The sequence below is a fragment of the Kurthia gibsonii genome (assembly GCF_006539985.1).
Lineage (GTDB): Bacteria > Bacillota > Bacilli > Bacillales_A > Planococcaceae > Kurthia > Kurthia gibsonii.
This window is the reverse complement of record NZ_BJOB01000028.1, coordinates 1-15,071: the sequence shown is the minus strand read 5'-3', so window position 1 is coordinate 15,071 and position 15,071 is coordinate 1. Positions and strand designations below refer to the sequence as shown.

Genomic DNA, 15,071 nt, shown 5'->3' with positions numbered 1-15,071 from the left:
GCACCTCTTAGTATAAAAGAATACTAAGAAGTACTTTATTTTATAAGATTATACTAATGCGATTACTTCAATTTCAATACGCGCATCTTTTGGTAGGCGTGCTACTTCTACTGCGCTACGTGCTGGTTTATGCTCTCCAAAATAGTTTGCATAAATCACATTCATTTCTGCAAAATCATTCATGTCTGCCATAAAAACAGTTGTTTTTACAACACGATCTAATGATGTACCTGCTTCTGCAAGTACTGCTTTTAAGTTTTCAAAAACTTGTTGTGTTTGTGCGACAATGTCACCTTCAACCATAACACCTTCTGCAGTTAATGGAATTTGACCTGAACTGTAAAACATATTGTTTACAATCATACCTTGTACATATGGTCCAATCGCTGCTGGAGCCTTTGTTGTCGAAACTTCTTTCACCCTAATTTCCACCCTTCGTAAAGTAATTTCCCTCTGTTAAAACAATTGTACGGTCTTTTTCATTCACTTCTTTTAGCTTCACAAGTGAATAGTAATCTTCGACTAAACGCTCATCCGGATGCTCTGCTTCAACTAACACAGCACACCCTGCTAATGTACAGTCGAATTCTTCTAAAAGATTCTTCATACCATTCATCGTACCGCCAACTTTCATGAAGTCATCTGTAATAAGTACGCGTTGACCGCTCTGCATACTACGTTTTGATAATACCATCGTTTGAATACGACGAGAAGACCCCGATACATAGTTAATGCTTACTGTAGAACCTTCTGTCACCTTATTATCACGTCGTACGACAACAACAGGTACGTTCAAGTGTCGTGCAATTGCATGAGCAATCGAAATACCTTTTGTTGCTACTGTCATAATAACATCGATTTTTTGGTCACAAAATGCAGATGCAAATACTTTCCCTACACGATTCATCAAATCTGGATTGCCCAATAAATCTGTCATAAACAGATAGCCACCCGGTAATAAACGATCCGAATGCCCTAATTCTTGTTTTAATTCTTCAATAATCTTCTTTACTGCTGTATCTGGCACTTTTGGAATATACTTTACGCCACCAGCTGCTCCTGGAACAGTTACCAATAAACCAATTCCTCTTTCTTCAAACGTTTCTTTCACAATCGTTAAGTCTTCACTAATTGAAGATTTAGCCGATTGATATGATTCCGCAAAGAAAGTAAGTGGAATTAGTTGTTGTGGATGCTCCATTAAATAATGCGTCATATCTACAAGACGCTCACTACGCTTCCATTTCATGTGATTCACTCCTGAACACGAATATTCTATACAAAATCTACCATAAACATACGCCTTTAATCAAGCGACTCGCGTTCGCCTAACATTCGTATCGCATATACTTCGTCACAAAAACCTCTTAAACCATTTACAATGCGTGTTGTACGCGTTTCATTTGATACAAGTCCAAATACTGTCGGGCCACTTCCACTCATCAATACCGCATCTGCACCAAAACGCTTCATTTGTTCCTTAATGCTCGATACTTCTGGATGAAGCTTTAATGTAACGCTCTCTAAAACATTCCCCACACTCGCGCACATTTCTTCATAACTACCATTTGCAATCGCATCCCTCATTCTCTGTGTATCTGGATGCTCAATCGAATCTAATTGTAAATCACCATATACTGAACCTGTTGAAACGCCAATTGATGGCTTCGCTAATACAACCCAACAATTCGGTGGCGCCTCAATACGCTCAATCTTTTCACCACGACCTCTTGCAATAGCTGTCCCCCCATATACACAATATGGAACATCTGAGCCGATTTCTGAACCGATTTCTGCAATTTCATCTAATGTAAGCTGTAAATTCCATAAATTATTTAAACCCTTTAATGTAGCTGCTGCGTCACTACTACCACCTGCTAAACCAGCTGCAATCGGTACTTGTTTATCAATTGTAATATTTACGCCTTCTCGAATCTTAAAACGTTCTTTTAAAATAGCTGCTGCTTGATAAGCTAAATTACGATGATCATTTGGTACAAAGTTATTTGAAGAATAAATATGAATCGCATCATCTTCACGTAATTCTAGTCCAATACGATCGGCTAAATCTACCGTTGTCATAATCATTTCTACCTCATGATAGCCATCAGGACGCTTATTTAAAACATCTAATGTTAAGTTAATCTTAGCGGGTGCTTTTACATAAAGCATATAAAGATCCTCCACTTCTTTCCTTGTTGCGAATTTCGCTCATTTGATTACTGTTTTATATTTTATCATAACTACCACATAAGTAGGAGAGTTAGAAATTTGTCATAACAAAAACACTTATCTAGTTATAAGATAAGTGTTCAAAAAATCATAAAAATTATAAATACTAATCAATTACTGCAGTTTTAGGTTCTTCATCGAATGTAATTTCTACTGCCTCTGTCAAAATATCTGTATAGCTGTATGAAACGCGTTCAAACGCATTTTCATCTTGATCTAAGTCCACTACAAATACTGCGCGATAAGTCTCACGTAATGTTCCAACGCGCTCAATGGTCTTCTTGCGTCCACCGTTTGCTCTTAATTGCAGACGTTTACCCAAATGACAATCTAACGACTTTTTAATGTCGGCTAATGTTTTTGGCATTTCGCTTACACCTCACTAGATACAAGCATAGCAAAAATACCTACGTTTGTCAATACATAAATAAATATTTTATCAAGCAGCAATTCTTATGTCAATTCTTTTTTATATGATTTTCTATATTTTTTTCTAAGAATGAAAAATTGGTAATAAATGGTCTGATAGCTTACCAAATTCTTCTATTGATAAGGTTTCACCGCGTCTTGTCGGCTCAATACCTGCTTCTTCAAGCGCAACTAAAATTTCTTCTTTGCGTGCTTTTCCATTTGGCAATTGCGATTGTAAATTATTCAACAGCGTTTTACGACGTTGTGCAAATGCAGCTTTTGTAACTGTAAAGAAGAAGTCCTCGTCCTTTACTTGTACAGGTGGTGTGTCATGACGAATCAGACGCAATACAGCCGAGTCAACATTCGGTTGTGGCATAAATACAGTTTTCGGTACAATCATCGCAATCTCAGCTTGCATATAGTACTGTACAGCGATTGAAAGTGAACCATACGCTTTTGTGCCTGGTTTTGCAGAAATACGGTCTGCTACTTCTTTTTGCATCATGACAACCATTCCGCGTAACGGTAGACCTTCCAATAATAATTTCATAAGAATTGGTGTTGTTACATAGTAAGGTAAGTTTGCTACAACCATAATATCCTCATAACCTGCTAATTGCGTATCAATCACTTCTTTTACATTTGCTTTTAAAACATCTGAATGAATGATTTCGACATTATCGTATGGAGAAAGTGTATCTTCTAATACAGGTAATAGACGTTGGTCAATCTCAAACGATACCACTTTACCTGCTTGGCGTGCTAAGTGTTCTGTTAAAGCACCGATCCCAGGGCCCACCTCAATGGCGGCGCTATCCTTCGTTAAATCTGCATGTCCTACAATGTTTCTTAAAATATTTGGATCGATTAAAAAGTTCTGCCCTAAACTCTTTTTAAATGAAAAGCCGTACTTTTTTAAAATCTCCTGTGTGCGAACGGGTGTCGCAATATCTTTATGCATGTTTTTCCTCCTGATTCATTTGTGCAATTGCTGCACCAAACTGTTCTTCTGTGATTTGGAACATTTCTAGTCTTTTTACTAGTTGTTTTCCATTCGTTGGACCAATATTTAAAAGTTCACCTAAACGTTCACGACGCTTTTTGGCAGCTGGATGTGATAATAATTGAGCTGCGATTAAATCTTCTAATGTAATTGTCGAAACAAACTTATCATCTGCAACTGTATAAACATTTTGCAAAGCTGTTCTGATGTCTTCAGGACTAGCATGTTCAATCCCCAACCCTTTGCCATTCTTCGCAATCGTTTGTTTTTTAGGTAAAAAAGCGTGTTTAACATTTGGAATCTGTTGTTCGATTAAAGCGCGAATACGACGACCTGGATAGTCTGGATCTGTTAAAACAATCACGCCTCTTACTTCATGCGCATGTTGAATCCTTTCTAAACATTCTTTTGAAATAGCTGAACCATTTGTTTCAATCGTATCAGCCTCTACTGCTTTCCGAATCGCTGTTGTGTCGTCTTTTCCTTCTACTACAATGACTTCTTTGATTTTCACGTACGTTCAAATCCTCTTTTCATCTCAGTTTGCAATATTCCTATTATACACGAAGTTGAACTATAGTGAAAATATGCGTTTTTCTCAAAAAAAAGAGGGGGCATATTATATCTATGCTTCCCTCTTTACTATTTATAATACAGTAATTTTCACTGTACGGCGACCCCAGTTACGCATCGCTGTTTTTGATTTTAAGAATACATCAATACGGTTACCGCGAATTGCGCCACCTGTATCTCCTGCAATCGCTACACCATAACCTTGTACATATACTTTAGAACCTAAAGGAATGACACGAGGATCAACTGCGATTACTTTCCTATTCGGATTTTTACGCAGGTTGATGCCTGTTGCTGTAATACCTGAACATCCGTAGCAATATGCTGTATAGGCTGTTGCTTCTACATACATTGTACGACCTGAACTATAATTTGAACCTGATGCTTTTTTCGTACGGCTTAAATATTTTGATGATACATAACCTTTTTTACCTTTATACGAAACTTTATACCAGCCACCTTTTTTACTTACATATGTGACTGTAGCACCTTTTGGTAATACCGCAATGTGCTTAAATTTTGTACTTGCACCTTTACGCATATTTAATGCTGCTGTTGTTCTGTATTTCTTAGATGCAACTGTCGCAATTTTTTCACCTGCAAAACGATTTGCATCTACTGATGTATTTGAAGTCGTTAATTTCGCTTCTGTGTTACTTACCTGTTCATTAGTTGTAGAGCCAAATACTGCAGCTACTACAAACGCAATCATCAGTGAAAGAGTTGTAAAAACAATTTTCACTTTCGAATTTTTTAATGATTCCGGGAACAGTTTTTTCATGGGATGATTTGACATGAAAATACCTCCTTATTCACTCGTTGGATTATAAAGACTCTTTTTTGGACTGTCAACAGTAGAAAAAATACCTATTTTTAACAAATCCTGTAGAATCAATCATTTGAGTTCATAAGGAATTTAGGGCTTTCTACTTAATTTTATAAAAAAGACGATGTGCATTCTCTGTTGTAATTTCCGCTACTTCTTCCACTGTAATGCCTTTCAATGCTGCGATTTGTTCTGCAATGAGAGGGATGTAAGAAGGTTCATTTCTCTTGCCACGATATGGATGTGGTGTAAGATATGGCGCGTCTGTTTCTAACATGATGTATTTCAGCGGAATTTCTTCAGCAACTTTTTTCGGTGTTTTCGCATTTTTAAATGTAACAGGACCGCCTAAACTGATAATAAAATTAAGTTTATTAATACAAAATTCGGCTGTTTCCACGCTTCCACTAAAACTATGCATAACACCACCGACTTCTTTCGCATTTTCTTCATCCAAGATTGAAATACAATCTTCTGTTGCATCCCGATTATGGATGACAATCGGTAGTTTTACTCTTTTTGCTAGAGCAATTTGTTTTCGGAAAATCTCTTTTTGAATATCCTTCGGTGATTTATCCCAATGATAATCCAGTCCAGTTTCACCAATGGCAACCACTTTTGGATGTGTGGCAAGTGTTTCAATCCACTGCAAATCTTCGTCTGTGCAATCAATTGCATCGACTGGATGCCAACCAATTGCTGCGTATAAAAATTCGTATTCTTCAACTAACTCTATGGCGCGCGTAATAGTCGGACGATCAAATCCGACTACAATCATTTTTTGAACATTCGCATCCAAAGCTCGTTGAATTACTTCTGTTATGTCTTCGTCATATTGTTCTGCGTTTAGGTGCACATGTGTATCCATTAACATCATGGCTTCCTCCTTCACTGTACTTATTTTATCCGTTTTAATATTTCATATATAACCTGTATATTACAAATTTATTACATAAATTAATTTTTCCAATTTAAAATTTCTTAATATAATACTAATTACATATTAAATTGGAATTAGTCCTCTTTAAATAATGTTTAAATAGTGTTTAAGTAGTAAATTTAACTATCATGAAATTCTAACTTTTTCTATAATTACCAAATTAAAAAGAATGTTTTTTCATAAAAAAACTGGAAATGTTATAAAATCATCTCCAGTTTTTGTATTTTCTTATTTTACTTTTGCACCATTTGCTAATTTTTCATCTACACTAGCTAAAACAAGTACGTCATCTTTACTTCCTGCTAAGATCATTCCTTGTGATAATTCACCACGAAGTTTCACAGGTTTTAAATTTGCTACAACAATCACTTTTCGTCCAACTAATTCTTCAGCTGTATAGAATTTTGCAATCCCCGATACAACTTGACGTTGTTCATAACCTAAATCTACTTGTAACTTCATTAACTTGTCTGCTTTTGGCATTTTTTCTGCTGCAGTTACTGTTGCTACACGTAAATCTACTTTCATGAAGTCATCAATTGAAATTTCAGGTGCTTCTTCATCATAGACATCTGCTTCTTCTGTTACTTCTAATGTTTTAACAGAACCTCTCATTTGTTCACGAATATATTCTACTTCTACCTCTTGTTCAAGACGTGGGAAGATTGGTTCACCTTTTTCAATCACTTTTGTACCTGCTGGAATAACATGCGTTTGTGTTAATGTCTCCCAAACCAGTACATCTGTTGATAAGCCTAATTGACGAATAATTTCCACAGGTGATTTTGTCATGAATGGTTGTAATAATACTGCCACACGACGTAAATTTTCTGCTAAATTATACATAACCATTGCAAGTTGTGGTTTTAACGCCTCATCTTTTGCAAGAACCCATGGTGATGTTTCATCAATATATTTGTTTGTACGTGATACAAGTGCCCAAACATCCGATAACACGACGCTAAATTGCATTTGATCCATATTTTTTTCGTACTTCGCAATCGTTTCATCTGCTTGTGCTTGCAATGCCGCGTCAAATTCAGTTGCTTGTAAATTTTCTGTTGGAATCACACCATCAAAGTATTTATTCATCATTGAAATTGTACGGTTTAATAAGTTTCCTAAGTCATTTGCTAAATCAAAGTTTGTACGCTCTACGAATGATTCTGGAGAGAATACGCCATCTGAACCGAATGGTAACTCACGCAATAAGAAGTAACGCGTTGCATCAAGTCCATAGCGCTCAATTAACATTTCAGGATACACAACATTTCCTTTTGATTTAGACATTTTACCGTCTTTCATCATAATAAATCCATGCGCAAATACTTTTTTCGGTAATGGTAAGTCTAGTGCCATCAAGAAGATTGGCCAGTAAATTGTGTGGAATCGCACGATATCCTTACCTACTACATGTACGTCTGCTGGCCAGTATTTACTGAAGTCACCATTATCATCCATTGGGTATCCTAAAGTTGTAATATAGTTTGTTAGTGCATCTACCCATACATAAATAACGTGACGTGGGTCTCCAGGAACACGAATGCCCCAATCGAATGAAGCACGTGATACAGATAAATCTTCTAATCCTGGTTTGATGAAGTTATTCACCATTTCATTTTTGCGTGATTCTGGCTCAATGAATTCTGGATTCGCTTCATAGTATTGTAATAATCGATCTGCATATTTCTTCATATTAAAGAAGTAAGACTCTTCTTTTACTTTATTTACTGGGCGACCACAATCTGGACAGTTGCCGTCTACTAATTGCATTTCTGTAAAGAATGATTCACAAGGCGTACAGTACCATCCTTCATATTCACCTTTATAAATATCGCCATTATCTAAAAACTTTTGGAAAATTTTCTCAACCGCTTCAGTATGACGTTTTTCTGTTGTTTGAATGAAGTCATCATACGAGATGTCCATCATCTTCCAAAGTTCTTTTGCAGATGCCGCAATTTCATCTACATAATCTTTAGGTGATTTATTTGCTTCTTGTGCTTTTTCTTGAATCTTTTGACCATGCTCATCCATTCCTGTTTGGAAGCGTACATCAAAGCCTCTTAATCTTTTATAGCGAGCCATTGTATCTGCTGCCACTGTTGTATAAGCTGTACCAATATGGAAACGGCCACTCGGGTAATAAATAGGTGTAGTTATATAGAACGTTTTCTTTTCATTATTCACGAAAACTTCCTCCATTGTCTAATTTGTTTAAACCTTATTTTATAGGAGTACCCTACTCCTTTCAAGTGAACTCTACAAGACTTATTTTCTAATGGAAAAAGAACCTAGCTTAATTCCCTTGAATTCAGGGTATTTATCTGTAATTCAACATTTTTGCAAATCTCAGTAAAAATGAAATTTGTCTTTTTGTCTTATTTTGTCGAAAAAAACATTTTAACTTTAAAGCACTATTACAGACGTAAAAACTGGATTTTTCAACACATTTTGGCTATTTCAATCAAAAATATATGCTTATTTCACTTGTAAAATGGATTTTTTTTCAAAAAAAATTAAAATAATCAGGTAAAATAATTGACGTATATGTAATTAGTTGGTATGATAATTCACAGATGAAGAATTAATGTCGAATTTTGACGAAATATATAATATATAAAATTTAAATTAGGAGGTAGATTATTAATGAAATCTACAGGTATTGTACGTAAAGTTGATGAACTAGGCCGCGTGGTTATTCCAATCGAACTTCGCCGCACATTAGGTATTGCAGAGAAGGACGCTTTAGAAATTTATGTTGATGATGATAAAATCATCTTAAAAAAATATATGCCTAACATGACTTGCATGGTAACAGGTGAAGTATCAGACGATAACTTCCGTCTTGCTGGCGGTAATTTAATCCTTAGCCCAGAAGGCGCACAAATTTTAGTAAAAGAAATTCAATCTAAAATTTCAAAATAATCATTTTAGTAGTGTAGAGTAACAATTTATTAAACCATAAACCTAACCTTGTTTTAATATGTGATCTATAATATATAGAAAAGCCCTTATGAAATTTCGCCGTTTCATAGGGCTTTTCTTCTTTATGCATCTATATGATACTCTTGATACACTTCACGCTTTGATAACTTGCGTAATTTTGATACTTCTTTAATCGCCTCTTTTGAGCTTATTGCTTGTTCATCCATTAATTGTTGTACATGTTCTTTAATCGATAAAGCTTCCCAAATTGCAGCTTCTTCTACAATTTTTTCTTGAGTTCCTTCTATTATAACTACAAACTCACCACGTACTTCATTCGTATTTGTCCATTCAAGTGCTTCTTCTACTGTTCCACGAATAAACTCTTCAAATTTCTTTGTCAGTTCACGAGCTAATACAATTTGACGATTTCCTAAAACGAGTTGAACATCTTTTAACATCTCTTTTAAACGATGTGGTGCTTCATAAAACAAAATAGTTTCTTGCTTATTACGTAAAGCCTCTAGCCCCTCACGACGTTCTTTTTTATAACGACTTAAAAATCCATGAAAATAAAAAGGTTGTGTTGGTAATCCCGAAGCAATAAGCGCTGTAATTGCTGCATTTGCACCTGGAAGTGGCACAACTGCAAAATCTTCTTGAATTGCTTTCATCGCAATATCTGCTCCTGGATCTGAAATTGCAGGTAAACCAGCATCACTTACAAGTGCAATCGTCTTTCCATCACGTAGTAATTGTAATAACTTTTCACCACCAACTTCTTGATTATGATCGTGGTAACTAATAAGTGGTGTGTCGATTTCAAAGTAATTACATAACTTTTTCGTATTACGTGTATCTTCTGCCGCAATGTAATCTGCTTCTTTTAAAATACGAATTGCACGCATTGTAATATCTTCTAAATTTCCAATCGGGGTAGCTACTAAATAAAGACATGGACCTTTTTCGTATTGGCTACTCATCTGTGTCTGAATCAAATTCGACACCTCTTTCTCGCATATATTTTATTTTTTCTAATCTACTTTTCTTTTTAAAATAATACTCAGCAGACATCGCTTCTGACTTTGTTTCAAAAACTTCATAATACATACATTCCACAGGTAAGCGACATCGCGTATACTTCGCCCCTTTTCCTGCATTATGTGTTTTAATTCTCTGCTCTAAATGATTTGTATAACCTGTATAATACGTACCATCTGCACAACGAAGTACATACATACAATGGTTAAGACTCTTTTCCATATAGCATCTCATGTACTTCTTTTGTATATTCCCCATTCTTATCATATACATAAAGAGGGGGTAGAATTTTTAAATCTGGTTTTCCATCTTTGATTCCTTCTATTAAAAGTGTATTGGCTTCTTTCCCTTGTTTTGGATAGACGAACTGAATACGCTTTGGCTCAATTCGATTTGCACGCATAGCTGTCACAATATCTAATAGACGTCCTGGCCGATGTACAAATGCTGCCTTACCACCTTGCTTTAATAACTTGCCCGTTGTATAAATCATCTCCTCTAATTTCAAATGAATTTCATGACGTGCGATTGCGACATGCTCTTTTAAATTTTTATCACTTGCTTCATGCGCTAAAAAATATGGTGGATTGCATGTCACAATATCGTGTTTTTCGTTTCCTAATACACTACTAATCGTTTTAACATCACCTTGCATGATTTTAATTTGATTTTCTAGTTTGTTATATTGAATACTACGCGTCGCCATATCCACTAGTTTTTCTTGTAATTCCACTGCTGTGATATGTGCTTTTGTTCGTTTACTTAAAAATAAAGGAATCGCTCCATTTCCAGCACATAAATCAATTATACTTCCTTTGTGATGTGGAACATTCACAAATTGCGATAGTAAAACTGCATCTAAAGAGAATGAAAAAACAGATGGACTCTGAATAATACGCAATTCCTCTGCTAATAAATAATCTAACCTCTCATCATCTTTTAACCATTCTTCCATACTTTAATATCCCTCCAACATAGCAAAAGACTGAGCCACACATACATGTGGAATCAGTCTTTTAGCCGTTTTGCTTCTCACCTTTTTTATCAAAAAACGTAAGACAGAATAAACATTCTTCGCCTTTTCTTGAGCTTCCAAAATTTAACGAACAAACATGATAACCCTCTTGATACAGACGAGCTAAGTTATCATAACCCTCTCCAATATCAAAAAGTTCTTTCTTTGTACGATCTGGCTTCTCTTGAATCTCAATGGATTCGTTACTCGCTAGAACCTTTTCTAATCTTGTACGTAGGTGATGATTATCCATTTGGAGCGCTTGATGCTCCTCCATCATCGATGCTACTGAATTTTTCAAGACCTCAAATTGCTTTTGCATCAACTCAAGCTGCTGTTCGAACTCCATAACAGTATCTAAAAAATTACGGTCCTTCACTCAAGCCACCTCATTATTGATCTATTGAACGCTCTTACCCATACTTTGTAAAATTTCGTCCAATGTGTAATCTAAAACACGTTTATGCTCAAATAATTCAATTTGTAACATTCTCTCAAGAATATTTAAGCCAACTACTTTCCCTTTTCCATCGGGTGTATTTACTGTATAACCGATATCAGGCATTTTTTCCCGAACTTCTTCGTATTCATCGTTTTCATATTTTAAACAACACATCAAACGACCACATAAGCCTGAAATTTTTGTTGGATTTAATGATAAATTTTGATCTTTTGCCATCTTAATTGAAACAGGCTCAAAATCACCTAAGAATGTTGAGCAACATAACATACGACCACATGGACCGATACCACCCAACATTTTTGCTTCATCACGCACACCGATTTGTCTTAATTCAATTCGTGTACGGAAAACAGCCGCTAAATCTTTTACAAGTTCACGGAAATCAACACGACCTTCCGCTGTAAAATAAAAGATAATTTTATTGCGGTCAAAGGTATATTCAACGTCTACAAGCTTCATATCTAATTGATGCTCCACAATTTTTTCAGTGGCTAAATCAAATGCTTTTCTTGAATCCCTTGTGTTCTCCTCTACTTGAAAACGATCTTGTTCATCAGCTGGTCGAACCACTTGTTTTAAAGGAAGTACGACATCATCTTCCCCTACCTCGCGAATTGGCACAACAATCTTACCATACTCAACGCCTCTTGCTGTTTCTACAATTACATAATCATTTTTTTCGATTTGATAAGCACCAGGGTCAAAATAATATATTTTACCCGCTTTCTTAAAGCGGACACCGACAACTTTATACAAAGGATTTCCCCTCCTGAAGGTTCAGCATTAACTGCTCCATCAGCAACGTTCGATTCATATTACTCTGTAGCTGTTGACGTGCACGTAGGACGGCTTCCAACTGTACAGATAAATGCTGATATGATGAACGTAAAGCTAGCATACTCCACAACTGTTTTTGATCTGGATAAGTTAGCTCTGCCTCTGGGTTTGCCTTTATTGCTACTATATCACGAATTGCAAATAATAGTAGGTCTAATGCCAATTCCATCTGCTCTTTTTCTTTAAAGGCAGGCAACCATTCTTCATGTACAACTAACAATGACTCATGTACATTTTTTGAAACTGCCTCTACCAATTTTAACACTGTTTTTCTTGCATGTGCAAACGCATCATCATTTGATAAATGAAGTGCCTCATCTAAATTAGCTGTAATCATACTTAACGTCGATGCACTTGAATATGTAACTTGGTGTTCTTGTAATTGTTTTACTAGAAGTTTTTTAGAAGCTGGCTGGAATTTAATCTGCTGACAGCGCGAACGAATTGTAGGAATAATCGCATTTATATTATTCGTTAAAAAAATTGCTGTGACTGTACCATCCGGCTCTTCTAAATATTTTAAAAGTTTATTAGCTGATTTTACGTTCAAACGTTCTGCATCATGAATTACATAAATTTTTCTGCCTTCTTCGACACCTTTTTTACTTAATTCATCTAGTAAACGTTCAATTGCATCTACTTTAATAAACTGCCCTTCTGGAAAAACTTCATGAAAATTCAGATGGTTTCCTGATTGCAGTCGCACACAACTTCTGCATGTTTCACATGGAACATGACCATTTGGATGTTCACAAAGTAACAATTCCGTAAAATAGAACATCATTTCCTCTACTAAAGAACCTCTAGTTCCTTCAAAAATATAGGCATGCCCTACTTTTTGATGGTCAAAAATTGTTTGAAGTTGTTTTAAAACATATGGTTGAGTCTGTTCCAACATTGTTAAATCGACTTGCATCATTTCACCTCTTTTAAAAAAACCCGTGTTCCGGTCCTACCGAAAAACACGGGAGCTACGTGTATAAGTTAATTAATAAACCTTTAATTTCACCAATCTTAGCTAATAAATCAACTGAACTTTTTTCTTCATCTAACATATCTTCTGTTAACTCAACTAATTTTTCATCAATTGTATCAACAATTTTCAAACGTCTTCCTTCTCCGAAGCGATTCCATGTATGAGATTGTTTTAATTCCATACCATAAGATACAGCCTCTTTCAAAAAACGTTTTACAAGCATTTTAAATTTCGCTAAATCTCTTAAATTACGCGACTTTGCTATACGATCTCCTGCTGTTGAAATATCGCCTAATAACCTTGTAATTTGCTCAGTTTGCATTTTTTGACCTTGTGAAACAACCATATCACCAAAACGGGTATTAGGCTGCTGCATAGGCAAAGGTTTTCTTGCTTGGTTATTACCGATTCGAAGATCTTGATTAATCTTCAAAGACGAACGCCTCCACTCTAGAAATGATGGAACTGTTCAATTGGTAGAACGAATACTGTTGCTCCACCAACTTCTACTTCTACTGGGTAAGGAATATAAGAATCTGCATTACCACCCATTGGAGAAATTGGTGCAACCATTTGATCTCTTGCACGACAATTTTCTCGAATGACATCTAAAGCTTTTGGAACTAATGAATCTTCTGTACCTATTAAAAATGTTGTATTTCCAGAACGAAGAAATCCACCTGTACTGGCTAACTTCGTTGCGCGAAAATCATATTTCGTTAAAGCATTGGAAAGTCGATTGCTATCTTGGTCTTGCACTACTGCTACCACTAATTTCATTCGGATCCACCTCACTAGGTATTGGTTCTTTCTTTAAATTATAACATAAGAATTATTTTACGACCTTTACTTTGCTATAGATGTTTGTAAAATACGCCATACATCTTCAACGACCACTTCAATTGGACGGTTTGCATCCACGATTTGGATGCGATTTGAATATTTTTCTGCTAATTGTAAGTATGCATCTCTTACACTTTGATGGAAAGTTAAACTTTCAACATCTAAACGATTAATTTCACGTTCTGAATGCGCATGAATACGTGCTAAACCAACTTCAGGCTCTAAATCAAATAAAATTGTACAATCTGGCATCTTATTACCAATTGCGAATACGTTAATATCATATACTTCATTAATACCTAAAGAACGACCTACACCTTGATAAGCTAAGGAAGAGTCAATAAAACGATCACATAAAACAATTTTGCCCTCTGCTAAAGCTGGTTCTATCTTTTCAGCAAAATGCTGACTTCGAGCTGCTGCATATAGCAAGGCCTCTGTTCTAGCATCCATTTCTGTATGATTAGGATTTAAAATAACTTGACGAATTTGCTCTGCAATATAGCTACCACCCGGTTCACGTGTAGCTAGTATATCTATCCCCTGTTCTTGGAACCTTTCAACAATCTTTTTTAAAATTGTTGTTTTACCAGCACCTTCTGGACCTTCAAATGTAATAAATAATGATTTACTCATATTATGTAAACTCCTCTGTAGCGAATAATATCTATTATAACAAAAAAGAAAAGCTAAATGAGATCATTTAGCTTTTCTAGCACGTTTTAATAAAGTAAAGATGACTGTTACAGCGATTGCAATCCAACGATAATTTTTTCTCATGTACATTCAACTCCTTACTTGGTTGTTTATATAATACCATACTAAACATAAAATAAAACCTTTGTAACGTTTCTGTTAATAAAATGTAATTATAAGGATTTTTAAAATACCCTTTATCAATTTGGATAAGCAATTGTTCATTACACTACTATTGCAAAAAACAAAATAAATCTGTTCAAGGGTTTCCTCCTTTTTAGAAT

General features: G+C 35.4%; 19 protein-coding genes. 1 reads left to right on the top strand and 18 read right to left on the bottom strand.

The genetic code is table 11. From position 1 onward, the window contains the following. Positions 1–48: 48 nt before the first annotated feature. The 9 genes from KGI01_RS09305 to metG all read right to left on the bottom strand — a co-directional run bounded on the left by KGI01_RS09305 (position 49) and on the right by metG (position 8,193). Positions 49–420, bottom strand: a complete 372-nt coding sequence (locus tag KGI01_RS09305) for a RidA family protein (RefSeq protein WP_141274460.1) — start codon at positions 418–420, stop codon at positions 49–51. Between the two features lies 1 nt (position 421). Then, positions 422–1,249: a pur operon repressor gene (gene purR / locus KGI01_RS09300; protein ID WP_141274459.1), complete on the bottom strand. Its 828-nt coding sequence runs from the start codon at positions 1,247–1,249 to the stop codon at positions 422–424. Positions 1,250–1,305: 56 nt separating this feature from the next. Beyond that, a complete protein-coding gene (ispE, locus tag KGI01_RS09295; protein ID WP_141274458.1) occupies positions 1,306–2,172 on the bottom strand; it encodes a 4-(cytidine 5'-diphospho)-2-C-methyl-D-erythritol kinase in 867 nt (288 codons plus the stop codon). A gap of 166 nt (positions 2,173–2,338) precedes the next feature. Beyond that, the gene (gene veg, locus KGI01_RS09290) at positions 2,339–2,599 is read right to left on the bottom strand and encodes a biofilm formation stimulator Veg (RefSeq protein ID WP_068456765.1); all 261 of its coding nucleotides are present in this window, start codon (positions 2,597–2,599) and stop codon (positions 2,339–2,341) included. A 126-nt stretch (positions 2,600–2,725) separates the two neighbouring features. Beyond that, the gene (gene rsmA, locus KGI01_RS09285) at positions 2,726–3,607 is read right to left on the bottom strand and encodes a 16S rRNA (adenine(1518)-N(6)/adenine(1519)-N(6))-dimethyltransferase RsmA (RefSeq protein ID WP_141274457.1); all 882 of its coding nucleotides are present in this window, start codon (positions 3,605–3,607) and stop codon (positions 2,726–2,728) included. Then, positions 3,600–4,163 (bottom strand): ribonuclease M5, encoded by a 564-nt coding sequence (gene rnmV / locus KGI01_RS09280; RefSeq protein WP_068456771.1) that lies wholly within the window; start codon positions 4,161–4,163, stop codon positions 3,600–3,602. The genes rsmA and rnmV overlap by 8 nt, the downstream gene beginning before the upstream one ends. A 132-nt stretch (positions 4,164–4,295) precedes the next feature. After that, on the bottom strand, positions 4,296–5,018 hold the full coding sequence (locus tag KGI01_RS14220) for a 3D domain-containing protein (protein WP_141274456.1): 723 nt from the start codon (positions 5,016–5,018) through the stop codon (positions 4,296–4,298). A 130-nt stretch (positions 5,019–5,148) separates the two neighbouring features. Further along, the gene (locus tag KGI01_RS09270) at positions 5,149–5,922 is read right to left on the bottom strand and encodes a TatD family hydrolase (RefSeq protein ID WP_141274474.1); all 774 of its coding nucleotides are present in this window, start codon (positions 5,920–5,922) and stop codon (positions 5,149–5,151) included. A gap of 294 nt (positions 5,923–6,216) precedes the next feature. After that, a complete protein-coding gene (metG, locus tag KGI01_RS09265; RefSeq protein ID WP_141274455.1) occupies positions 6,217–8,193 on the bottom strand; it encodes a methionine--tRNA ligase in 1,977 nt (658 codons plus the stop codon). 444 nt (positions 8,194–8,637) lie between these two features. Between metG and KGI01_RS09260 the strand changes: the two genes are divergently transcribed. Further along, complete coding sequence (locus KGI01_RS09260) at positions 8,638–8,916, top strand: transition state genes transcriptional regulator AbrB (RefSeq protein ID WP_068456783.1); 279 nt, start codon at positions 8,638–8,640, stop codon at positions 8,914–8,916. Positions 8,917–9,038: 122 nt separating this feature from the next. Here KGI01_RS09260 and rsmI read toward each other — a convergent pair whose 3' ends face one another. From rsmI to tmk, 9 genes are all read right to left on the bottom strand, one after another. Continuing rightward, positions 9,039–9,911: a 16S rRNA (cytidine(1402)-2'-O)-methyltransferase gene (gene rsmI, locus KGI01_RS09255; RefSeq protein ID WP_141274473.1), complete on the bottom strand. Its 873-nt coding sequence runs from the start codon at positions 9,909–9,911 to the stop codon at positions 9,039–9,041. Continuing rightward, positions 9,892–10,179, bottom strand: coding sequence for a GIY-YIG nuclease family protein (locus KGI01_RS09250; RefSeq protein ID WP_141274454.1), 288 nt, complete (start codon positions 10,177–10,179; stop codon positions 9,892–9,894). Before KGI01_RS09250 ends, rsmI begins: the two co-directional genes overlap by 20 nt. After that, a complete protein-coding gene (locus KGI01_RS09245) occupies positions 10,163–10,912 on the bottom strand; it encodes a tRNA1(Val) (adenine(37)-N6)-methyltransferase (protein ID WP_141274453.1) in 750 nt (249 codons plus the stop codon). The genes KGI01_RS09250 and KGI01_RS09245 overlap by 17 nt, the downstream gene beginning before the upstream one ends. A gap of 61 nt (positions 10,913–10,973) precedes the next feature. Further along, positions 10,974–11,351, bottom strand: coding sequence for a DNA replication initiation control protein YabA (gene yabA / locus KGI01_RS09240; RefSeq protein ID WP_068456793.1), 378 nt, complete (start codon positions 11,349–11,351; stop codon positions 10,974–10,976). Between the two features lie 21 nt (positions 11,352–11,372). Continuing rightward, positions 11,373–12,191 (bottom strand): PSP1 domain-containing protein, encoded by an 819-nt coding sequence (locus KGI01_RS09235; RefSeq protein ID WP_068456798.1) that lies wholly within the window; start codon positions 12,189–12,191, stop codon positions 11,373–11,375. Continuing rightward, positions 12,184–13,188 (bottom strand): DNA polymerase III delta subunit-related protein, encoded by a 1,005-nt coding sequence (locus KGI01_RS09230; protein ID WP_141274452.1) that lies wholly within the window; start codon positions 13,186–13,188, stop codon positions 12,184–12,186. Before KGI01_RS09230 ends, KGI01_RS09235 begins: the two co-directional genes overlap by 8 nt. A 55-nt stretch (positions 13,189–13,243) precedes the next feature. Further along, the gene (locus KGI01_RS09225) at positions 13,244–13,681 is read right to left on the bottom strand and encodes a YaaR family protein (protein ID WP_068456804.1); all 438 of its coding nucleotides are present in this window, start codon (positions 13,679–13,681) and stop codon (positions 13,244–13,246) included. Positions 13,682–13,698: 17 nt separating this feature from the next. Further along, positions 13,699–14,028 carry a cyclic di-AMP receptor DarA gene (locus tag KGI01_RS09220; protein WP_141274451.1) on the bottom strand — a complete coding sequence of 110 codons (330 nt, stop codon included), beginning with the start codon at positions 14,026–14,028 and terminating at the stop codon, positions 13,699–13,701. A 66-nt stretch (positions 14,029–14,094) separates the two neighbouring features. Continuing rightward, a complete protein-coding gene (gene tmk, locus KGI01_RS09215; RefSeq protein WP_141274450.1) occupies positions 14,095–14,727 on the bottom strand; it encodes a dTMP kinase in 633 nt (210 codons plus the stop codon). Between the last annotated feature and the right edge of the window lie 344 nt (positions 14,728–15,071).